This window comes from Streptomyces sp. TRD_SC_5, assembly GCF_056836825.1.
On record NZ_JBWZZS010000001.1, the window covers coordinates 1,937,749 to 1,960,121 of the forward strand.

Below are 22,373 nucleotides of genomic sequence, written 5' to 3' on the forward strand. Positions count from 1 at the left end.
CCCACCCAGGGCGGCCGTCCCCCACCGGCCGCCCTCCCCACCTGCGCGGTCAGCTCCCGTGACCGGAGTGCTTCTCCTCGTTCCCCCCACTGCCACTGTCCCCGGAGTGGTGCGAGGAAGTCTCCACCGTCCCGCCGAGCTGGCCGCGCAGCGCTGTGACCACCTTCTGGTCGCCCACCGCGACCCACTTCCTGCCGACCAGGTACGCCCCGCCGTAGTCCTTGGCCTCGTTGATCCACTCGCGCTGTCCGCGGTCGGTCGCGAAGGTGGCGAGCACATAGCGGCCGTCGGCGGTCTTGCAGTTCGCCTGACGCAGCTCCTCCGCGTCCGTCTGGATGTTCGGCTCGCACTCCACCTTCTCGGCGAGCTGCTCCAGGCTGCCCTTCGCCGTCTCCGGTACCGGCTTCTCTTCGTTCCCGCCCGCACCGCACCCCGTGACGATCAGGGCAGCGAGAACGGCTGTGGCTGAGGCGGCATTTGCTGTACGTCGACGTTGGTTGCGCATCCGCCCATCGTGCCCCGTTGGGCCACACGGTGGGGCGGATACGAACACATCGCACGCCCCATTGCTGCGCCCCCGCGCCGTCATTAACGTGCGCCCGGTACGCCCCTGTCGACCCGGCCCGGTCGACTCCCCAGTTCCCCGCCCGTCACCCACCGTCCCACCGTCCCCACCGAGGAGCGCCCCCGATGACCGACCGTCTGTCGCGCCGTACGCTGCTGGGCACCGCCGGAGCCATCGGCGTCGGAGCCGCGGTCGGCGGGCACACCCCAGCCATGTCCGCACCGGATCCACGCCCCGACCCCGCGCGCGCCGCCCTGGAACGGCTGCTGCCCGACCACGCCGCCCAGTTCCACCTCACCACGCTCGAAAGCAACAGCAGGAGCAGCAACAGCGGCGACAACCGTTTCCGTGTCGACGGCGCCGCCGGTCGCGTCGAAGTCGCGGCCACCGGCCCCGCCGCCGCGCTCACCGGCGTCCACTGGTACCTCAAGTACGTCTGCGGGGCGCACATCTCCTGGTCGGGCACCCAGCTCGATCTCCCGCGCCGGCTGCCCGCGCCCCGCGCGCCCCTGGAGCGGACGGCCACCGTCCCGCACCGCTTCGCGTTCAACGACACCCACGACGGCTACACCGCGCCGTACGCCGACTGGCCGCGCTGGGAGCGGATGATCGACGTACTGGCCCTCCACGGCTGCAACGAGGTACTGGTCACGACGGGCCAGGAGGCCGTCTACCACCGCCTCCTCAAGGACTTCGGTTACTCCGACACCGAGGCCCGCACCTGGCTGCCCGCCCCCTCCCACCAGCCGTGGTGGCTCCTGCAGAACATGAGCGCGTACGGCGGCCCCCTCTCCCCCGAGCTCATCGCGACCCGCGCCGACCTCGGCCGGCGCATCGCCGACCGCATGCGCGAGCTCGGCATGGAACCGGTCCTCCCCGGCTACTTCGGCACCGTCCCCGACGGCTTCGCGACCCGCAACCCCGGCGCCCGCACCGTCCCGCAGGGCACCTGGGCCGGCCTGCGCCGCCCCGACTGGCTCGACCCGCGCACCACCGCCTTCCGCGAGGTCGCCGCCGCCTTCTACCGCCACCAGTACGAACTCTTCGGCCCGGTCCGCCACTTCAAGATGGACCTCCTCCACGAGGGTGGCTCGGCGGGCGGCGTGCCCGTTCCCGAGGCGGCCCGAGCTGTCGAGACGGCCCTGCGGACCGCCCGTCCCCGCGCCACCTGGATGATCCTCGGCTGGCAGGGGAACCCGCGCCGCGACCTGCTCGACGCGCTCGACAAGAACCACCTCCTGGTCGTCGACGGCCTGTCCGACCTGGACACCGTGACCGACCGCGAGAAGGACTGGGGCGGCGCGCCGTACGCGTTCGGCACGATCCCCAACTTCGGCGGACGTACGACGATCGGTGCCAAGACGCACCGGTGGACGGAACGCTTCACCGCCTGGCGCGACCGCCCCGGCTCCGCCCTCGTCGGCACCGCCTACATGCCGGAGGCCGCCGAGCGCGACCCGGCCGCGCTGGAGCTGTTCTCCGAGCTGGCGTGGCGAAGGGAGCCGGTGGACCGGGAGGAGTGGTTCGGGGCGTACGCCGATCTGCGGTACGGGGGCCGGGACGCGGACGCCCGCGCCGCGTTCGCCGCGCTGCGCGAGACGGCGTACCGCATCACCAGCCGCGACGGCCGCCCGCACGACTCGGTCTTCGCGTCCCGTCCGAGCCTGTCCGCCGCGTCGGGCACGCACTACGCGACGCATGCGCCCGCCTTCGACCCGGCGGACTTCGACAAGGCGTTCGGCGCGCTGCTCGGCGTACGCGAACCACTGCGCCGGAGCGACGCGTACCGCTACGACCTGACCGACCTGGGCCGCCAGGCACTCGCCAACCGCTCCTGGCAGCTGCTGCCGCAGCTGAAGTCGGCGTACGACCGGGGCGACCTGGCAACCTTCCGCACTCTCTGCGCCCTCTGGCTGAAGCTGATGCGGCTGAGTGAGGACACGGCGGGGGCGCACCGGGCCTTCCTGCTGGGCCCGTGGATCGAGGACGCGAAGCGCATGGCGTCCTCGCCCGCCGAGTCGGAGCAGCTGGAGCGGACGGCGCGCGTACTCGTCACCACCTGGGGCGACCGGCCCACGGCGGACGGCGGGCGCCTCGCCAACTACGCCAACCGCGACTGGCAGGGCCTCATCGGTGACTTCCATCTCCCGCAGTGGCAGGCGTACCTGGACGAGCTGGAGGACGCGCTGGCCGCGAACCGCGCCCCTAAGCCCTTCGACTGGTACGCGGTCGAGGAGCCGTGGACGCGCGAGCGCAAGACGTATCCGCTGCGGCCGCCGAACGACGCGTACCGCACGGCCCGGCGCGTCCACGACGTGCTGGCCCGCGCGCCCTACCAGGGCACGGTCACGGTCACCGCCGACCCGGCTGCCTTCCCGCCCGGCGGCTCGGCGCTCGTCACGGCCGCGTTCCGCAACGTCAACGGGCTGCGGGCGACCGGCCGCGTCGACTTCGCGCTCGCGGGCGTCGACGCACGGCCCGAGGGCCCGGTGTCGCTGGCATCGGTGCCGGCGGCGGGCAGGGGCGCCGCGTCCTGGCGCGCGAAGGCGCCGGCCGGCCCGCTCACCGTCCCGCTGAAGCCGATGCCGTACGAACTGAGCACGTCGTACGGTCCGCAGGGCGAGGCGCCGGTCACCACGGTCCAGCACGGCTTGCTGTACGTCGCGGGGCCGCTGGGGGCGGGCTGGCGGACGTACACGAACAATGACGCGGTCTTCGGGCGGTTGGAAGACCGGTACGGGATCAACGGTGGCGGCCAGGACCTGTGGAAGGCGACGGCCGAGTTCGGCGTGCTGTACCGGGAGGGGGCGCTGCGGGACGGGGGCGGCGTCACTGTGCGGGTGGACACGCAGGAGGTGACGGGCGGCTGGGCGCGCGCCGGCATCGCGGTCCGCGACAGCCTCGCGGCGCCGGGTTCGCCCGGCTTCCTCAACCTCGCGGTGACTCCGGCGAACGGCGTGGTGATGTCGTACGACACGAACGGCGACGGCACGCTGGACACCTACCAGCGCATCACGGGGGTGAAGGCACCGGTGCTGCTGCGGATTTCGCGGGCGGGAGAGTCGTATACGGGGGCGTGCTCGACGGACGCCGGGGCGACGTGGCGGACGGCGGGGAGGGTGACGGTGGCGGGGGTGGCGCCGGCCCAGGACGCGGGGATGTTCATGAGTGCGGCGCATGGGGGGAGTGGGGGGCGGGGGACGGTTGAGTTCAGCGGGTGGCGGACGCGCTGAGGCGTGAGCGGTTGGGGGGCGTGCGGGTGCAGGTACGGGTGCGGGTCTGCCTGCGGCGCTTTCCCCTACCCGCCCCTTCCCGCAGTGACACTTTGCGGCTCCGCCGCGTGGGGGCAAGCCCCCAGCCCCCGGACGGGCTGGATTTGCCCGCTGAGCGGGAACATTCCCGCTCAGCGGCACCATCCAGCCCCTCCGGCGTTTGAGGAGCGGGGTCTGGGGCGGAGCCCCTCCCGCGGCGGAGCCGCATAGTGTCACAAGCGGGAAGGGGCGGGTAGGGGAAAGCGCCGCAGGCAACTCGCACCACAGACGCACCGCCCCCGAGGTGACCATCCGACGATTCGCTCGTTTTGCTGAACGTGCGCCCACAGGATGTTGTCACCAGCCGCCCTGCCCCCGATCCCGTCGACCCCATCGACGTCGAGCAGGCCGAGGCCGCGCTCGTCGAGCACTATCCGAGGCTCGTGCGGCTGGCGTATCTCGTGCTGCCGCCGCACCTCGGCCGCAACCGCCGCGTCCTGACCGCCCATTCGCTCGCCCAGCGTTCGCTGCCGCGCAGCCGCACGCCAGGGATCCCCGTGCCCCTGCCGCGCCGTCCTGGCGGCGCATCCACCGATCCGGGGTACGCGTACGTACGGCAGCGGGTGCTGCGCCAGGCCCTGGAGGCCGGGCTGCCGCTGCGCCGCAGGGCCTGGCCCAAGCGGGCGCAGCTGCCGCCGCTGCTGCCGCAGGTGTGGGGGCTCCGGCTGTTCCCGCGCTCCGGCGGCGCCGACGAACTCGCCCTGGACCAGCGGCTTTCGGCGCTCAGCGGCCCCGGCCGGGCGGCGTACGTACTGCGCGGCCTGGAGCGCATGCAGGACGCGGAGGTGGCGCGGGCGCTCACCGACGCCGGGGCCGCCGACCCGCACGCGGCACTCGCCGAGGCGGACACGGTCGAGTCGCCGGGGGGCGCGAGCGTGGCGGCGCTGCTGGGGTCCGGGGAGTTCGACCCGTGTTCCCTCCAGGCCAGGCCGACGGATTTGATGCGGCGGCGGCAGCACGCGAAGGCCGCACTCGCCGCGGCGGCCGCCGTGGTGGTGTGCGGGGCGCTGCTCGGGCTGCCGGGCGAGGGGTGGGGGCCCGACGGTGCGGCCGCGCCGACGTATGCCCGTAACCCGGCGTCCGAGCGGGCCCTCGACCCGTCGAAGACGGCCCGGGTCGCCGCCGGGGTGTGGAAGCGGTCCTCCCGTACCGACTTCTCCGTCTGGCCGGCCCGCGGCAACCTCACCGACGACAACGCCCTGCTGCGCCGCGCCCTCGCCGTCTGGGCCAGACCGGGCCCCTCCGTCCAGACCTCCGCGACCCCCGCCACCCCGGTCGGCCCCCCGATGGGCCCGCCGCAGCTGCTCTTCGCGGGCGATGTGGACCAGGCGCGGGTGGTGCTGTTGTACGACGGCCTGCGCGTCGTCCGGTACGCCGAGCCGCGCGACGGCACGGCGGGCGCGGCGCTCGACTTCGCGCGCGTGGACGGCGCGGACGCGGCGGCGGCGAACGCGCTGGTGGTGGGGCGCACCGACGGCAACGTCCGTTACTTGACGGCCCCCTGGGTGCGGAAGGCGTCCGTACGGGACCTGCTCGACCCGGCCGGCGTGCCGGTGGCACTGAAGCGCACCCCGGACGGTGTGACGGACCCCTTGTCGAGCCCCGCACAGGCGCGCGAGTGCCGCTCCTGGGACGCGCTCGAACTGCGCGACGACGCGGGCCCGCGCCTGATGACCGACCTCGGCGAGCTGGCCCCGGCCCGGCTGACGTCCGGCCCGCCGTCGGCGCCGCGCGATGTGAGCGGCCCGGAGGAGCGGGCGCGCTGGGCTCGTACGGCGTGCCTGCTGCCGGCGGTGCGTTCGCACGGCGTGCGCAGCGTGAACTCGTGGGGGTACGCCCAGCAGCCCCTCCCCGAGGGCAACGGCACCGCCGCCTGGCTCTGCACCCGCGCGGAGACGTGGCGGGGCACGGGCAGCAGAGTGCTGGCCCAGTTCCAGGCGCCGTCCGCGAAGAAGGGGGCGCCCGGCGCGATCGCGGCGCGCGCCGAGCACTCGCCGTCGTGCGGGGCGCGGGACCCGCGGGTGCTGGCAGGCGTGCTGTGGAAGTCGCGGGGCGGGAACTGGTACGTACTCGCCGCCGGGAGCGGCCAGTTCACGTCGGTCACCACGTCGGGCGGCGTGGAAGGCACCGCGCGCGGCAATCTGCTGGCGGTACGGGCGAAGGCGGGCGCGCAGGCGGATCTGGAGGGACGGGTGGAGAGCGGGGAGCGGGTGGGGGCGTTGCGGTAGGCAGTGCGTCTGCGCGGGCGGGTCCCGGTGCGGGTCCTGGCCCTGCGGGGCTTTCCCCTACCCGCCCCTTCCCGAAACTGGGGGCAAGCCCCCAGCCCCCAGCCCCCAGCCCCCAGCCCCCAGACAACACAGACGCCCCTGTCGGCCTCTTCTCAAGCGCCGGACGGGCTGGATTTGCCGCGCTGGAGCCCCCTGCGCAAGTCCAGCCCGTCCGGCGTTTGAGGAGAGGGGTCCGGGGCGGAGGCCTCCTGCGGAAAGGAGGGTGGGGAAAAGAAAACCCGCCGCACGACCCTGTTGCAGACTCGTACCCGTCAGTACATTGACGCCATGTCTAATACGCAGCAGGGGCCCGCACCGGCCGCGATCGCGTCCGAGCGGACGCCGCTCAAGGCCCGCAAGGTCTCCTTCGAGTGGGACGGCACACCTCTCCACTGGGTCCCGGGCGACCCGTTCACCACGCACACCATCAACGTGCTGCACCTGCTGCTCCCGGCGGGCGAGCGCTGGTTCGTGCACGTCTACAAGCAAGTGCTCCCGTACATCCACGACGACCGCCTGCGCGAGGACGTCATCGGCTTCATCGGCCAGGAGGCCATGCACTCCCAGGCCCACGACGACGTACTGCCGCACCTGAAGAAGCTCGGGCTCGACCCCACGCCGTACACCGCCCAGGTCGACTGGCTCTTCGAGAAGCTCCTCGGCGACCGCACCCTGCCCCCGGGCAAGGCCCGCACGTGGTGGCTGATGGAGCGGGTCGCCATCATCGCGGCCATCGAGCACTACACCGCGTTCCTCGGCGACTGGGTGCTCAACGCCGACGAACTCGACCGGCGCGGCGCCGACCCCACCATGCTCGACCTGCTGCGCTGGCACGGCGCGGAGGAGGTCGAGCACCGCTCCGTCGCCTTCGAGCTCTTCATGCACGTCGACGGCAGCTACCGGCGGCGGGTCAGGACCTGGGCGACCGCCTTCACCGCGCTGGTCTTCCTCTGGCAGCGCGGCTCCCGGTTCTTCATGGAGAACGACCCCACCCTTCTCGAAGGCAAGGCCACCTTCACGGACCTCGTACGACGCGGCCGGCAGGGCGTGCTGCCCGCGACCGGGGACATCATCCGCTCCGTCCCGCGCTACCTCAGCCGTACGTACCACCCCTCGCAGGAGGCCAGCACGGCGCAGGCCGTGGCCTACCTCGCGAACTCACCGGCCGCCACCGGCCTGCCCGCCACCACCGGAGGTTCCTGACATGCCCCGCGTACGCACGATCGCCCTCGCCGCGGGCGCCGCCCTGCTGGCGCAGCGGGCCATGCGCCGCCGCATCAGGCGCTCCCCGCTGTGGCCGATGCCTGCCTTGGAGAGCCCCACCTCCGGCACCCGAGCGGCCGCCTGCGCCCCCGCGCCCCTCCGCCTCCTCGTCACCGGCCGCACCGCCCCGGCCGACGGCGTCGTCGAACTCCACCTGGAGGCACTCGACACGGCCGACCTCCCCGCCTGGACCCCCGGCGCGCACGTCGACCTGGTCCTCCCCTCCGGCCAGGTACGTCAGTACTCGCTGTGCGGCGATCCGGCCGACCGCAGTACGTACACGCTCGCCACCCGTCTCATCGAGGACGGCAGGGGCGGCTCCCGCGAGGTCCACGAACAGCTGCACGAGGGCTCGGAGGTGGAGATCCGCGGCCCCCGCAACCGCTTCCCCCTCACCGACGCGCCCTCCTACGTCTTCGTCGCCGGCGGCATCGGCATCACGCCCGTCCTGCCCATGCTGCGCGCCGCCGAGGCCGCGGGCGCCGACTGGACGCTGCTCTACGGGGGCCGCAGCCGCGCCTCGATGCCGTACATCGAGGAGATCGAGAAGCTGGCGGCTCCCGAGCGCGTAACGATCGTCGCCGAGGACGAGGACGGCCTCCCCGACGTGCGGGCCGCCCTCGCGGACGCCGCCGAGGGCACGGCGGTCTACTGCTGCGGCCCCGAGGCCCTGATGGAAGCCGTCACCGAGTCCCTCCCCACCACCTGCACCCTCCACCTGGAGCGCTTCACCCCGGGCGCCCCCTCCGGCGGCGGTGGCACCTTCGAGGTCGAACTCCGGCGCACCGGCCGCACCGTGACCGTCCCCGCCGACGGCACGATCCTGGCGGCGGTCCGCCCCGAGGTCCCGAACGTCTCGTACTCCTGCGAGCAGGGCTTCTGCGGTACGTGCCAACAGCGCGTCCTGGAAGGACGGATCGATCACCGCGACGAGCTGCTGACCGACTCGGAGCGCGACGACTCCATGCTGATCTGCGTCTCGCGGGCGCTCGGTGACCGGCTGGTACTGGATCTGTAGTGCGCGGCGGCGGTTACGCTGCTCGGTATGACGACCGGGGTGCGCCGAAGAATGGGCGTCGAGGAACGCAGGCAGCAGCTGATCAGCGTCGCGCTGGAGCTGTTCAGCCATCGCTCGCCCGAAGACGTGTCGATCGACGAGATAGCGGCCGCCGCAGGAATCTCGCGGCCGCTCGTCTATCACTACTTCCCCGGCAAGCAGAGCCTGTACGAGGCCGCGCTGCGGCGGGCGGCCGACGAGCTGGCCGGGCGGTTCGTCGAGCCGCGCGAAGGCCCTTTGGGCGTACGCCTGTTGCGCGTGATGGGTCGCTTCTTCGACTTCGTCGACGACCACGGCCCCGGCTTCTCCGCGCTGATGCGCGGCGGCCCGGCGGTCGGTTCCTCGACGACGAACGCCATGATCGACGAGGTGCGCCAGGCGGCGTACGAGCAGATCCTCGCGCACCTCGGGATCAGCGACCCCCCGGCCCGGCTGGCGATGGTCGTACGGTCGTGGGTGTCGCTCGCCGAGTCCACGGCGCTGATCTGGCTGGACGGGCGGGAAATCCCGCGCGCCGAGCTGGAGCTCCAGCTCGTGCACGACTTCGCGGCGCTGGCGGCGGTGAGTGCGGCGTACGACGAGGAGATGGCGCGGATCCTGCTGGACATCCTCGCGCTGGAGCCCGCCGACGGGCTGTTCGGCGACCTCATCACGCGGCTCGGCGCGCTGGCTGCGGGGGCGTCGGAGACGGTCCCCGGTCAGCGACCGCCGTCGCCGTAGTGAACAGTGACTTGCTCGAAGCCGAGTGAGTGCAGCAGGCCCTGGAGCATGCTGGTGGTGTTCTTCTCGGCGCGTACGGTCAGTTCGCTCTTCTCGGCGGCCTCACCGATGTGACGGGCGGCGAGGCGGTTGACGGCGCGCTCGTCGGCCGGGTTGTCGGAGAAGAGGTCCCCGAGCCGGTCGAGCAGCCCGCGCTCCTTGGACACGGCGTACGAACGGTCCGCGTCCAGGGCCGGCTTCCCGAGCCGCGCGTGCGGCAGGCGCAGGGTGGCGGCGGTGCGGTCCTCGTTGACGGTGACCTGCCCCTCCCCCACCTTGCCGAGGTCGACGTACGCACCGACGGTGCCGGCGCCGACGTACAGCGTGCGGGTGCCGCGGACGGCGTCGGGAAGGAACTTGGCGTCCTTCTCCAGGTCCACGACGACCTGGAAGTTGCCCGACGCCGCCTCGTAACGGCTCATGTCCTGGATGGACCTCAGGAGCGCCGGGCCCGACCGGTCGTGGGTCTCCTCGCCGAAGAAGTCGTCGAAGCTCGGCAGAAGACTGACCCTGCCGGCCACGAGCAACACCACCACCAGCACCCCGACCACGCCCGCCACCTTGCCCCACCAGGGGAGGCGGGTGCGGGGCGGAACCTTGTCGACCTGCTGCTCGGTGCGAGTCATACGGTACGGATTCCCCCGGAACCTGCGTTGACGCTTGGCGCTGCTTCTTCGGGGGGAACTACTGGGCCCCTACCGGCGAGCCGCAATTGCCGTTCCGCACAGGCGACTTGACGAGTGACGGGACGGAACAGATCATTCCGAAGTAATCGAACACTAAACCGATCAAATGCCGCCCAGAGGAGCGCTCCGTGTGCCACAGTCCCCCAACAGGGCGCCTCACGCCCGGAATCAGGGGGAAGCAAGGAGTTCCTTCCGCACCTGACCCGGTACGCCGGGTTTCCCGCCTCGGCGCGCTGTGCGCGGCCGTGCTGTGCGCGGGACTGCTCTCCGCGTGCGGCGGGTGGGAGAAGAAGGCGGACCTGGCGGACCAGGACCGCTTTCTCAGGGAGTACGTGAACCTCCTCAACAAGACGGACGAGGACGGCTTGGCCGGCCTCCTCGACGACCATCCGCACGGAAGAGACGACGCACAAGCCCGGATCGAGGCATACGGCGGCCAGGAGTGGGACGTCACCTGGAACCGCACCTCCGACTTCCCGGACGTCTGGCAGGTCCGGCTGACCGGAACCGCCGGAGCGGACGGGCGTCCCGTCAAGGTCGTGGAGACCGTGAGCTGGGAGGACGAGCACTGGTTGCTGACCCCCCTGGACGGTGTGGTTACGAAGCCGCCCAATGCGGCGGACACGACCCCGCCGGAGTGACCGCCACGGGCCCGCGCTTCATGAGGGAGCGCGGGTCTTCACTCACCGTTACCCGGAGGCCTGCCTCTCGTGCAGCGGGTTGCCGGGGGTGGGAACGACGCGCCAGAACGACGTCTGCACGGCCCGGTAGCCGCGATGGTCCGGATTCAGGCCGGTGTGCTTGAGTGCCCAGATCTCGGCAGGTAGCCGATTCCCAACGGCGCAATCGGCGCTCTTCCCGCACGTCGTGCACTCCACGTCGTACAGCGGCTGCTCGGGTGCGCCCTCATGGGTGTCGGCGCCGAGCGTCCATTCCGCCGCTCGGATGATCGCTTTGACGGTCATCGGGCCCCTCCGGTGAGCTGCTCATGGCCGCGAGCGATCAGTCCGGCGACGTCATCCGGGTCGCACAACTGGCCCGCCCGGTCCATCGCCACGGCCCAGTACAGGCCGCACGGCGTGCTGCGGTCTGTGCGCGGTACGCCGAGCCAGGACCCGCGGCCCACACAGCGGACCAGGGGCGAGCGCCATGACTCTGTCGACCTGGGCGGCACCAGCGCGTAGTACCAGGTGCACGGGTCGTGGATCACCGGACCGTCGAGGGCCTTGACGAGGACGTCGGCCACCGCCTGCCATTCGTCGCTGTCGGCCGCAGCGTGCACGATCTCAGCGGGGACTCGTACGGCGTCGAAGCGACTGCCGAGCGGCAGCATCGCGACACTGTTCTCCGCCCATTCGGTCCATGCTGTCGCAGGTACGGGATGGGTACGCGCGAGCCAGTTGGCGATCGCTGTATCGGAATCGGTCCTGATGTGCACGGAGGGCCCCTCGCTGCGAGAGGTGCCAGGCGCGAAGGCACCTTCTGTACAGGCTGTTCGGTCGCTACCCATCCTGGACCTGTCCAGAGTCCCACTGAAGGCCGAAATAGGGACTCCCACAGGCCTCCAAAGGGACTTCCTGTCACCAGGGTTGAGGCATACCTTGGACTGGCACACACCGCCGGAGGTAAGAGATGCCCCGTCCCAACGGCAACACCAAGCTGAAGGCCGCTCGTGTCGCGGCCGGATACGCGACCCAGCAGGCGCTGGTCGACGCGCTCAACGACGCCGGCCCCCGACTCGGCCTTGGAATGCTGCAGGTCAGCCTGCGGCAGGTACGCCGCTGGGAATCCGAGAAACCACCTTGGCCGCAGGCGCATTACCAGCGCGCCCTCCGCCACGTCCTCGGCAACATGCCGATGACGGAACTCGGGTTCAGCCCCGCTTGGGGCACGGCCGGTGACCTTCTCGAAGACTCTTCTCAAGTGCTGACGCCGGGTGGCGCCGGTGCGATCGCCCCCGCTGCCCTTCCCTTGCCGAGCAGCGATGGCGGGTTTCAACCCGACAGCGTCGCCGCCGACTATGCCGTCGTCACGGCTGCGCATCGGCGGCTCTACTGGACGCTGCAACCGGCGCAGATGCACCCTACGGTCGTCGGACACATGCGGCTGGGCACAGCATTGATGTCTGAGACGGCCGGCCGGCCGCGGGCCGCCCTCGCGCGTGCGCTGGCCGAGTCCGCCCTGATGGCCGGGCGCATCGAGTTCTTCGACCTCCAGGCCCCGGACGCTGCCGCGGACACCTACATCCGCGCGCTCCAGGCTGCGGGCGAAGCCGATGACACCCTTCTCGGCGCTGCCGTTTTGGCACACGCCGCCTTCATCCCTGGATGGGCTGGTGAACGCAGCCTCGCGCAGGAGCGGATGAGGGCGGCCCGCTCCTACGCGCGACGAGGTCAGGCCAGCGCTGAGTTCCTCGCGTGGCTCGACGCGGTCGAGGCGGAATGTGAGACCCGTTGCGGACATCCGCGTACAGCACTCACCCTGATCAGGCATGCAGAGGACGTCCTCGCAGCGGGCAATCAGTACGTATCCCCGGAATGGATGGACTGGTTCAGTCCGACTCGGCTCGCAGCTTTCAAAGGGAACACCCAGTTGAAAGCCGGCCACCACGCCCAGGCCTCCGCGACCCTCCGGGAAGTCTTGAACGATCTGCCCGCTGCCGCGGGGAAACAGCGCGCGGTGGTGCTCGGTGATCTGGCGGCGGTGGCAGCTGCCGAGCACAAGGCGGAAGACGCCTGTAAGTGGGCGCAGCAAGCACTCGATCAACTCTCCGTGACCTGGTACGCCACGGGCATGGACCGCATTCGCGACGTCCGGCGAGCCCTCCAGCCGTGGCACGACCATCCGTCGGTCGTCGCCCTGGACGACGCCATGTTCGGGTGGCGCGCGACGGTCAGCGCGCTCCAGCGCTGAATTTCAGGATTGCTTCGGGCAGTTCGAGAAGCGACTCGATACGGAAGGCCGGCAGCTGCCTCGCCTCGTCGGTGTTCCACTGGATGGTGGCCCACGGCCCTCGGTGCACGAGGGCTGTGGGCATCCCCGCGGCCACGGCGGGCCTCAAGTCGTTGTCGACGCGGTCCCCGACGTAGAGGATCTCGTGAGCCTCGAAGGGCACGACCTCAGCGACTCGCTGGAAGAAGAGCGGATCGGGCTTGCTGGCACCCCAGTCGTCCGATGTGCCGATGAGGTCGACGTCCTTGGCGAAGAGGCTGCGCAGGATGCCTCCGGCGCGGACGGTCTGGTTGCCTGCGATGCCAAGCCACAGACCGGCCTCGCGCAGCGCGGCGAGGGCAGGGCGGACGTCGGGGTAGAGATCGCTCTCGTCGAAGTGCTCCGGCTGCCCGGCGGCGGCGCGAGCTTCGCGCTGCTCGTACAGGTCGAAGCCGGGCCGGAACTCCTGGAAGGTGTCCCGGTAGTCGCGACCCTGGGCAATGATCGCGCCGAACATGGCGGCAAAGGTATGGCGGGGTACGCCGAGCCAGTCGGCCCAGGTGCCGTACTCCCGCGTCTCGTCAACCAGGCACTCACCGACGTCGAAAACCACTGCGCGAATCATGATCGGCAGCGTAGGCGGATTTCGGGTACGACGAAAAGGCCCCCCTGCCCGGCGGACGGGACGGATTCCAGGGATCGTTGCAACACAGGTGAAGCGGTCAGTGCTGCCAGTCGGTTTCGCCGTCTGGGCCTACCAGGACTGGTTCGAGTCCTGAGCCGGTGAGGCTCCAGGACTCGTAGTCGGGATCTGGATCGACGCTGAGTCGAGTGCCGTCGTCAAAGCCGAGGGACAGGGTGCCGCGCCCGATGACCTCGGCTTTGGTGACGGCCTTGGTGAACAGACCGAGGAGCGGTGCCAGAGCCGTTCCCGTCCGAGGCAAGAGGATGGCCTGGGTGCCGGCGGCATCGGTGACGGTGATCGGCGTCTCGATGACGAGTTCGCCATCGAGGCGGATACGGCCGTCGGGCTCGTGATCAGTGAAGCTGATCCGGACCTGGTAGTCGAAGGCGGTGCGTGTGACACGGGCACCGACCAGCTCTGCGGGGACTTTCACCACACCTCCAGCGGCTCAGTGCGTCGTGAGCAGTGTAGACAGGCGTTCAGCTGGGGTTTCCCAGTCGAGTGTCTTGCGTGGGCGGCTGTTGAGCTCGGCGGCCACGGCGGCAAGGTGCTCGGGGCTGTGAACCGAGAGGTCCGTGCCCTTGGAAAGTACTGACGCAGCAGGCCGTTGGTGTTCTTGTTGGAACCGCGCTGCCAGGGGCTGGCCGGGTCGCAGAAGTAGACCGGCACGTCGGTGGCGACGGTGAACTCGTGGTGACGGCCCATTTCCCTGCCCTGGTCCCAGGGCAGGGAGCGCTTCAGGTGGGCGGGAAGGGCCTTGACAGTGTCCACCAGAGCGACGCGCACGGGCTCGGTGGCACGGCCGTGAGGCAGGTGGACCAGCAGCAGGTAACGGGTACTGCGTTCGACCAGGGTGCCGATGGCGGAGCCGTTCTCCCTGCCCATGATCAGGTCTCCCTCCCAGTGGCCGGGGACCGCACGGTCGTCCGCCTCGGCGGGACGCTCGCTGATCATGACCATGGGGTGGCGGTAGCGGGGCTGGCGCTGCTGGGCTTGTCGTCGGGGCTTGCGCCGGACACGTCCGGTGCGCAGGGCGCGGGCCAGCTCGCGGCGGAGTTCACCGCGGCCCTGGACGTAGAGGGCCTGGTAGATCGTCTCGTGGACCACGTGGATCTCCGGCCGGTCGGCGAGGTGGTCCTGGACGAAGTCGCGCAGCTGCGGGTTCGCACCGATCTTGCCGGGCTTGGGGCGGGGCCGGCGAGACTCGGCACGGGCCTCGGCGGCGTGCGGGCGGTACTGGCCGTTCGTTGGGTGCCGGTTGTGGCGTATCTCGCGGACCCGGTCGGCGATATGGATCCGCCCCTCAAGCGCGAGGTACCGAGACGACGAAACGACCCGCTCAGCGCGCACTCTTTATGCGGGCTGAGCGGGTCTGTTTTTCGTTGCGGCAGTGCCGTTGCGCCACCGCTTGCGAGTACGCCGGTTGATGCCGACGATCCGGCACGCCTCCCGGCTGCTCACACCTTGATCCATGAGCCGGAAGCATTCCTCCCGCTCACGGGCCAGCTTCCCGGCGCCGTGAGGCGAGCGGATCTTGCGGATCTCGAAGGCCATTGCGTCCCCGAAGTTCGGGTGTTGCAACGACCTCTAGAACCCAAGCGGCCGGGCAGGGGGCGCGATGCTGCTGATCAATGGACAGGAAAGGTTACTGCTGGGTGAAGACGGCGACCGTGCGGGCCGGGATCGTGAAGGTGGCTGTGGTCGGGTCGTACGCCGACTTCTTGACCGTCGTGTCCTTGCCTGCCGCCTGCACCGGGTGCAAGGCGTACGGCGTGTTCGTGAGGTCGGTCAGCCGCTGCTTCTGCTCGGCCGGGGTCGCGTTGAAGACCACGATCAGGTCGCCCGCGCGCATGGTGATCACTCCGGGTGTTTCCTCCTTGCCGGAGAGGGGGAAGGAGACCGCCGCCTGTACCTCGTCCGCCGAGGCGAGGCTGAGGGTCTTCTCCGTCGTACGGATCTTCAGCAGGTCCTCGTACGCCGCCGACGCGCCCTCGATGTCCCCGCAGTCCGGGGTCAGTGTGCCCGTCGTCAGCAGGGGCTTCGCGTAAGGCCACTTGGTCTTGTTGTCGGCCGCGAGCGGCAGGCCCCGGCCGAAGCCGTTGCCGTCGCGGCAGTCCCAGTGGATCGCGTTGTACCAGTCACCGCTGTCGTAGGAATTGCGGTCCAGGGACTTGGAGCGCAGGAGGTCCGTCCCCGACTGGGACAGCGCCGGACCCTGCGACAGCGCTGCCGTGGCCATCGCCAGTACCTGCATGCGCGAGCGGTCGGCTGCGGATGTCGTGCGTGGCAGCTTGAAGGCCAGGGCGTCGTAGAGGGTTTCGTTGTCGTGGGCGTCGGCGTAGGCCAGGGCGTCGCCGGGGGCGGCGGCGTATCCGGCGGGTGCGCCGTTGTAGTCGACCTCGGAGCCCTTGACCTTGCGGCCGGTCGTGTCGGTGAAGGTGTACGCCGCCAGGTTGCCGGTCAGGCCCACCTTGATCAGGTCCTGGTAGTGGAGGAGGCGCGCCTTCTGCTCGGACGGGGTGCCGTTGGCCGGGGAGGAGTTGGGGTCGGTGTAGAGGCCGGACGCGAAACCCTGCACGCCCGGGTCCTCGTCGAAGGGGCCTCCCCCGCGCACCGCGTCGCGCGCGCGGTCGGAGAAGGTCGCGATGCCCGTGCCGGCCATGTTCTTCTGGGTGGCCTGTTCGAAGCGGGCGTCGTCGGCGATCTCGCCGAAGTTCCAGCCTTCGCCGTACAGGACGATCTTCTTGCCGTCGACGCCGTCACGGGCGAGGGTCAGCTCGTCGAGCGCCTTGCGGACCGCCAGGATGTTCGCCTTCGGGTGGTGGCCCATGAGGTCGAAGCGGAAGCCGTCGACCTTGTAGTCCTTGGCCCAGGTGACGACGGAGTCCACGACCAGCTTGCCCATCATGGCGTTCTCGGGCGCGGTGTTCGCGCAGCAGGTGGACGTGGCCACCGTGCCGTCGGCCAGCAGCCGCTGGTAGTAGCCCGGGACGATCTTGTCGAGTACGGACTTGTCCGCCTGGCCCGACGCCACCGTGTGGTTGTAGACGACGTCCATGACCGTGCGCAGGCCGGAGTCGTTCAGGCCCTGGACCATCCGGCGGAACTCCACCGTGCGACGGGTGCCGTCGGGATCACTGGCGTACGAGCCCTCGGGGACCGTGTAGTGCAGCGGGTCGTAACCCCAGTTGTACGCGTCCTTCGCCGCCGCCTTCGCCACGCACGCCTGCTGCTCGTCCGAGTCGGGAGCGTAGGCGGAGAGGTCACAGGCGGGGCGCTGCTGGTCGGTCTTCTTCTCGGGGATGGTGCCGATGTCGAAGACGGGGAGCAGGTGGACGTAGGAGGTGCCGGCCTTGGCGAGCTTGTCGAGGTGCTTCATGCCCTTCGAGCCGCGGTCGGTGAAGGCGAGGTACTCCCCGGGGTGCTTCGCCGTGCGGTCGGCGACCGAGAAGTCCCTGACGTGCAGCTCCTGGATCTGCGCGTCGCGCAGCGGGGCCGCGGCCGGCTTCTTCAGCGTCGACCAGCCCTTGGGTGCCAGCTTCGGGTCGGTGAGGTCTACGACGAGGCTGCGGGCCGAGTCGGCGGTGAGCGCGGTCGAGTAGGGGTCGGTGACCTTGTTGGAGACGGCCTTCTGGACGCTGGGCGCCCAGACCTTCACGACGTAGCGGTACGGCTTGCCCGTCCACTTCTTGGTGCCGGTGACGGACCAGACGCCGCTGCGGTCGTCGCGCCGCATCGGGACGGTCCTGCCGTCGAGTTCGAGGGAGACGTGCCGGGCGGTCGGAGCCCAGAGGGAGAGGGACGGGCGGCCCTTGCGGAAGACGGGGCCGAGTGACGCCTTTGTGGCCGACGGGCTGTACGTGTCGTCGAGTACGCCCGGCAGCTGGACGCCGGTGGCGGCGAGCAGAGCGCCGTTGGCCGCGCGCTGGGTGGCGATGACCTGGCCGCGGAGGGACTCGCGGATCCTGTCCCGGTCGCGCGGGTCGACCGTGAAGGCCGGGTAGTCCTTGAGGTGCGGGTATTTCTGCTTCTGCGCGTCGGTCAGGGTGGCGGAAGACAGGCGCAGCCAGCGGCCCTCGTCGGAGAGCGCGCCGTCCACGACCGAGATGCCGCCCCCTCGGGCGTACACGAGCTGCTGGCTGGTGGCCTCGGTCGCCTTGACCTTCCAGACGACCGTTTCGGAGTCGATCCACTGGGCCTCGGCCTTGGTCAGGTCGAGCGAGGCCGCGCCGGCGGCCTGCGGCAGCAGGTACTTCGGCTGACCGGCCAGCATCCACACCTCGTTGCCGTGGGTGGCTACGTCGAGGGACTGGTCGCTCGGGAGGTCCTTCTCGTCTCCCTTGTGGAGGATGTACGAGAGGGACGTGGCGCCTGCGGCGAGCGGGACCTCGAAGGTCACGCCGTACGCGTCCTTCCTCACCGGCATCAGCGGCTTGGACCAGTCCGTCGGGTCCTTGGCGCCGGTCCAGGTGTGCAGACCCCAGCCGTCGTAGTCGCCGTCGGCCCGCTGGTAGTGGAGTACGGCCTTGGTCTTGTCCTGGGGCGGGTACGCGCCGTCGGGGGCGGTGGTGGCCTGGGCGTCCTTGCCCTGCTCGATCCAGACCTCGCCGGTCCTGCCGAGGTCGACTGTGCGCTGAGGGCCGTCTGCCGTGCCGTTCTTCTCGACGGTGTACGGGAGGGACGACGTGCCCTGGGCGAGCTTGACCCACGCGAAGGCGCCGTACGCGTCGCGCCCGGTGAAGGCGGCGGATTTGTCGCCCGTCTTGAGCTGCCAGCCGTCGTAGTCGCCGTCGGGGCGCTTGTAGTGGACTACCGCGTAGTCGCGCTCGACGGCCGTCGGCTTGCCGGGCGCGGGGGCCTGGCCCGCCGTCGTCGACGCGAGGGCGCTTGCGGTGCGTCCCGCGCTGTCCACTGCGACCGCCTTGTAGCGGAGGGCGGTTCCGGCCTTCACGTCACGGCCCAGGTACTGCGTGACCTTGTACGGGGCGTGGTCGGCGGAGCCGAGCGTGCGCCACTTGCCGTTGCCGGTCTGGGCGGCGAAGACGACACGGTTCAGCTGCCCGCCGTCGACGTCCGCGCTGATCTCGACGGTGCCGGTGGCGCCGGCCGCCGGTGCCTTGAGGGTGATGGCCGGCTTGGCCGCCGGGGCGGGGAGGGGCTTGGCGGCCCGGAGTGCGACGGACGACAGGGCGGGCACGGTGACGGTCAGCTTCCGGCCGGCGTCGCTGCGTACCGCTTCGGAAGCGCCGTACAGAGCACGGAAGTCGGTGCTCGGCGTGCCCACCGTCAGCTCGACGGTCTTCGGCTCGGCGCCGTTGTTGGTGGCGACGACGTACTCGGTCTTGCGGTTGGCATCGGTGCGGGAGAAGGCGTAGACGGAGCCTTGCGCGTGCAGCTCCTGCTGCACGCCGTCGCGCAGGGCGGGGTGGTTTTTCGTCAGTTTCGCGAGTTCGGCGATGGATTTGTAGATGGGGTGCGTGGTGTCGTACGCGTCGGAGGCGTGCGTACGGTCCGTGCCGAGCTGGTCGTCGTCGAGGTAGTCCGCGGTCTTCGACTCGAACAAGGTCTGGCGGGCGTCCTTGTCGCCGCCCGCACCCGTGAAGCCCTGCTCGTCGCCGTAGTAGACGACGGGGTTGCCACGCGAGAGGAACATCAGCTCGTTGGCGAGGCGGGCGCGCTTCAGCAGCTCGGCGTCGTCGGCCTTCGGGTTGTCCTGCTTGAGGAAGGTTCCGACGCGGCCCATGTCGTGGTTGCCGGTGAAGGAGACCTGCTCGTAGGCATTGGCCTTGTCGGTGGTGTAGCGGAAGTCCTCGGCGAAGACGTCGGCGAGCTTGGCCGCCGACGCGCCCTGGGAGGCGTACGCGCGGGTCGCGTCCTGGAGCGGGAAGTCGAGGGTGGAGTCGAGGCGGCCGCGCGTCACGTAGGGCGAGGTGACCTCGGTGTCGGCGGAGTAGACCTCACCGAACATGAAGAAGTCGTCCCGGCCCTGCTTCTCGGCGTACGCGTCGAGTGCGGTCGCCCACTGGGTCCAGAAGTCCAGGTCGACGTGCTTGACGGTGTCGATGCGGAAGCCGTCGATGTCGAAGTCGCGGACCCACTTCTGGTAGATCTCCGCCATGCCGTCGACGACCTCGGGGCGTTCCGTCCACAGGTCGTCGAGGCCAGCGAAGTCGCCGTACTCGGAGCTTTCGCCGGCGAAGGTGGAGTCGCCGCGGTTGTGGTACATCGTCGGGTCGTTGAGCCAGGACGGGACCTTTTTGTCGGCGTCGGCGTCCGGCTGCTGCTTGGGGGTGTACGGGAAGGCGTCGGCGTCGGTCCTGGGGATGCCCTCGCGGTCGTCGAAGGGCCTGCCCGACTTGTCGAGGTAGGGGTACGCGCCCTTGGGGCGGTAGCCGTACTTCTTCTCGGCGTAGTCGACGGTGTCGGCGGTGTGGTTGGTGATGACGTCGAAGAAGACCTTCATGCCCTTGTCGTGGGCTTTGTCGATCAGCTTCTCCAGGTCGGCGTTGGTGCCGAAGTGGGGGTCGACCTGGGTGAAGTCGGTGATCCAGTAGCCGTGGTAGCCGGCGCTGGCGTTCTGGCCCTCGCCCTGTACAGGTTTGTTCTTGAAGATCGGTGCCATCCAGATGGAGGTGGTACCGAGGTTCTTGATGTAGTCGAGCTTCTGGGTGAGGCCCTTGAGGTCGCCGCCCTGGTAGAAACCCTTGTCGGTGGGGTCGTAGCCGGTTTGGAGGCGTGAACCGGTGAGTCCGCCGCGGTCGTTGGCGGGGTCACCGTTGGCGAACCGGTCGGGCAGTACGAAGTAGAACTGCTCCCGGGTCAGGTCGTGCCGCGCGGGTTCGGCGGCGAGCGCCTTGTCCGAGGGCGGCGCGGGGGGTTTCGCCGCGGCGGCGCTTGCGCTTGCGGGTGGTGCGGGTATCAGTGCCGCGAACAGTGCGGCCGCGAGGGCTGCGCCGGCTCTGCTGGACATGGAGGTGCGCTCCTTCATTGGACGGGGAATCGGTGCGGTGCGTGGTGTGGGGGTGAGTCCTGGCGGGGAGGCGGGGTGCGGCGCGGCTGGGGGCAAGCCCCAAGACCCCCGGACGCCCTACGGGCGTGTCCTCAAACGCCGGACGGGCTGGATTTGCCCACTCAGCGGCACCATCCAGCCCCTCCGGCGTTTGAGGAGCGGGGTCTGGGGCGGAGCCCCAGTTCGGGAAGGGGCGGGTCGGGGAAGGCGCCGTTGGCAACCCGCACCTGCCCGGCGCCCGCACCCCACCCGCACCCGCCCTCAGCCGCCGCAGCTGCGCGCGTTCGCGTGCAGTGCCACCGCCGTGTTCGCGCCGAGCGTGGCCGTGAACTGGCCGGAGCCGTTCACCGTCACCGTCGTGTTGTTCTGCACGTTGCAGTACGAGCCGGCCGCCAGTGAAGTCTGGAAGGTGCGGGTCAGCGACCAGCTCTCGTGGTTGATGGCGACGTACGCCTTGTCACCCCGGCCGAACGCGATCTGATCGCCGCCGTTGTCCCACCAGTTCGTGACGCCCTGCCCCCGCGCCACGTTCCGGAAGCCGACCATGCTCTTGATCTCGGGCCAGTTGTGCTGGCACTTCCATCCGTCGCTCCAGCACGCGTTCACCGTGCCCCCGTTGGGCGGGCCCGCGTCGTGGCTGGAGAACTCGTAGCCGGAGTGCACGTCCGGCGCGCCGTACGGCCACGCCAGCATGAAGACATTGGCCAGCGTGTAGTTCGCGCCGTCCTTGTAGTTGAGGGTGTCGCCGCCGCGCTCCGTGTCGTGGTTGTCCACGAAGACCGCGGACTTGCCGCTCTCCATGTACCCCCAGCCCTCCCCGTAGTTCTTCAGGTAGGCCAGGTTCTCGTTGTTGAAGACCCGCTTGAGGTCACGGGCGTACCGGAACTCCTGCACATCCCCCGAGCCGAGGTACTCGCCCGGCGACACCGCCTCGCCCGCGCCGTGGATCGCCTCGTGCTTCCAGTACACGCCCGGGTTGCTCAGCCGCGACTTGATGTTGGCGAGGTCCGCGGCCGGCATGTGCTTGGCGGCGTCGATCCGGAAACCGTCGACGCCCAGCGACAGCAGGTCGTTCAGGTACGCCGCGATCCGGCCGCGCACGTAGTCCTCACCCGTGTCGAGGTCGGCGAGGCCGACCAGCTCGCAGTTCTGTACGTTCCACCGGTCGCCGTAGTTGTTGATCTGGGAGCGGCAGTCGTCCATGTCCGCGCCCGAGTACGTGCCGGGGTAGGTGTACTTCTCGTACGACGAGCCGCCCGTACCGGTCCCGTTGCCGGCCGCCATGTGGTTGATGACGCTGTCGGCGATGACCTTCACGCCGGCCGCGTGGCACGCGTTGACCATGTTCGCGAACGCGGTCCGGTCACCGAGCCGCCCCGCGATCTTGTAACTCACGGGCTGGTACGAGGTCCACCACTGGCCGCCCTGGATGTGCTCCTGCGGAGGGGATACCTGGACGAAGCCGTAGCCGGCCGGGCCCAGGGTCCGCGAGCACTCCTTGGCGACCGAGTCGAACTTCCACTCGAAGAGGACCGCCGTGACGTCTTTTGTGCCCGGCGGGGCCGCCTGCGCGGTCCCGGCGGGGGCCGTCAGGACGGCCGTACCGGCCGTAAGGGCGAGGGCGAGCGCGACAGAGAAGGGTCTGCGAGCCATTCTTTCCTCCTGCATGGGGGGAGGTGCGGGTGCGACGGTGCAGCCTCGCGCGGCAACGCGCCTTGCCCTCAAGGCCTGAATGTTCTTGCAGCAATAGTTGAAAACTAGCCGCGGGGCAGACCGTACGAGCCCCCACCTGCGCGGTCAACCCTTGCGACACAGTCCGCTAACCTGCGGGAAATCTGCC

Annotated in this window: 14 protein-coding genes and 2 pseudogenes; 7 read left to right on the forward strand and 9 right to left on the reverse strand. The window is 70.4% G+C overall.

Annotated elements, in window-relative coordinates; all coding sequences use genetic code 11:
- Nucleotides 1-49 precede the first annotated feature (49 nt).
- The gene (locus tag AC1P0E_RS08905) at nt 50-505 is read right to left on the reverse strand and encodes a hypothetical protein (RefSeq protein WP_482741618.1); all 456 of its coding nucleotides are present in this window, start codon (nt 503-505) and stop codon (nt 50-52) included.
- Between the two features lie 185 nt (nt 506-690).
- Here AC1P0E_RS08905 and AC1P0E_RS08910 point away from each other — a divergent pair, with 185 nt between their 5' ends.
- From AC1P0E_RS08910 to AC1P0E_RS08930, 5 genes are all read left to right on the forward strand, one after another.
- Nucleotides 691-3,798 (forward strand): alpha-N-acetylglucosaminidase, encoded by a 3,108-nt coding sequence (locus tag AC1P0E_RS08910; RefSeq protein ID WP_482741619.1) that lies wholly within the window; start codon nt 691-693, stop codon nt 3,796-3,798.
- A gap of 356 nt (nt 3,799-4,154) precedes the next feature.
- A complete protein-coding gene (locus tag AC1P0E_RS08915) occupies nt 4,155-6,104 on the forward strand; it encodes a hypothetical protein (RefSeq protein WP_482741620.1) in 1,950 nt (649 codons plus the stop codon).
- Nucleotides 6,105-6,431: 327 nt separating this feature from the next.
- Nucleotides 6,432-7,346, forward strand: a complete 915-nt coding sequence (locus tag AC1P0E_RS08920; protein ID WP_482741621.1) for a metal-dependent hydrolase — start codon at nt 6,432-6,434, stop codon at nt 7,344-7,346.
- A gap of 1 nt (nt 7,347) precedes the next feature.
- On the forward strand, nt 7,348-8,424 hold the full coding sequence (locus AC1P0E_RS08925) for a PDR/VanB family oxidoreductase (protein WP_482741622.1): 1,077 nt from the start codon (nt 7,348-7,350) through the stop codon (nt 8,422-8,424).
- A 27-nt stretch (nt 8,425-8,451) separates the two neighbouring features.
- Nucleotides 8,452-9,183, forward strand: a complete 732-nt coding sequence (locus AC1P0E_RS08930; RefSeq protein ID WP_482741623.1) for a TetR/AcrR family transcriptional regulator — start codon at nt 8,452-8,454, stop codon at nt 9,181-9,183.
- Here the strand turns inward: AC1P0E_RS08930 and AC1P0E_RS08935 are convergent.
- Nucleotides 9,162-9,848 (reverse strand): DUF4230 domain-containing protein, encoded by a 687-nt coding sequence (locus AC1P0E_RS08935; RefSeq protein WP_482741624.1) that lies wholly within the window; start codon nt 9,846-9,848, stop codon nt 9,162-9,164. The genes AC1P0E_RS08930 and AC1P0E_RS08935 overlap by 22 nt on opposite strands.
- A 188-nt stretch (nt 9,849-10,036) precedes the next feature.
- Here AC1P0E_RS08935 and AC1P0E_RS08940 point away from each other — a divergent pair, with 188 nt between their 5' ends.
- Nucleotides 10,037-10,549, forward strand: a complete 513-nt coding sequence (locus AC1P0E_RS08940; protein ID WP_482741625.1) for a hypothetical protein — start codon at nt 10,037-10,039, stop codon at nt 10,547-10,549.
- 48 nt (nt 10,550-10,597) lie between these two features.
- Here AC1P0E_RS08940 and AC1P0E_RS08945 read toward each other — a convergent pair whose 3' ends face one another.
- Nucleotides 10,598-10,873, reverse strand: coding sequence for a DUF7848 domain-containing protein (locus AC1P0E_RS08945; protein ID WP_482741626.1), 276 nt, complete (start codon nt 10,871-10,873; stop codon nt 10,598-10,600).
- Nucleotides 10,870-11,346: a hypothetical protein gene (locus tag AC1P0E_RS08950; protein WP_482741627.1), complete on the reverse strand. Its 477-nt coding sequence runs from the start codon at nt 11,344-11,346 to the stop codon at nt 10,870-10,872. Before AC1P0E_RS08950 ends, AC1P0E_RS08945 begins: the two co-directional genes overlap by 4 nt.
- 194 nt (nt 11,347-11,540) lie before the next feature.
- Between AC1P0E_RS08950 and AC1P0E_RS08955 the strand changes: the two genes are divergently transcribed.
- Nucleotides 11,541-12,821: an NsdA family TPR-like regulatory protein gene (locus AC1P0E_RS08955; protein ID WP_482741628.1), complete on the forward strand. Its 1,281-nt coding sequence runs from the start codon at nt 11,541-11,543 to the stop codon at nt 12,819-12,821.
- On the opposite strand, the gene AC1P0E_RS08960 is transcribed toward AC1P0E_RS08955, so the two are convergent.
- The 5 genes and pseudogenes from AC1P0E_RS08960 to AC1P0E_RS08980 all read right to left on the reverse strand — a co-directional run.
- Entirely contained in the window at nt 12,802-13,464 is a 663-nt protein-coding gene (locus AC1P0E_RS08960; protein WP_482741629.1) for an HAD family hydrolase, read from the reverse strand. The two genes, AC1P0E_RS08955 and AC1P0E_RS08960, sit on opposite strands and share 20 nt — an antisense overlap.
- A 97-nt stretch (nt 13,465-13,561) precedes the next feature.
- Nucleotides 13,562-13,957 (reverse strand): DUF6188 family protein, encoded by a 396-nt coding sequence (locus tag AC1P0E_RS08965; protein ID WP_482741630.1) that lies wholly within the window; start codon nt 13,955-13,957, stop codon nt 13,562-13,564.
- Between the two features lie 15 nt (nt 13,958-13,972).
- Nucleotides 13,973-15,078, reverse strand: a pseudogene (locus AC1P0E_RS08970) (IS30 family transposase).
- Between the two features lie 91 nt (nt 15,079-15,169).
- A complete protein-coding gene (gene pulA / locus AC1P0E_RS08975; protein ID WP_482741631.1) occupies nt 15,170-20,494 on the reverse strand; it encodes a pullulanase-type alpha-1,6-glucosidase in 5,325 nt (1,774 codons plus the stop codon).
- 303 nt (nt 20,495-20,797) lie between these two features.
- Nucleotides 20,798-22,186, reverse strand: a pseudogene (locus AC1P0E_RS08980) (alpha-amylase); the annotation flags it as partial.
- Nucleotides 22,187-22,373: the final 187 nt, after the last annotated feature.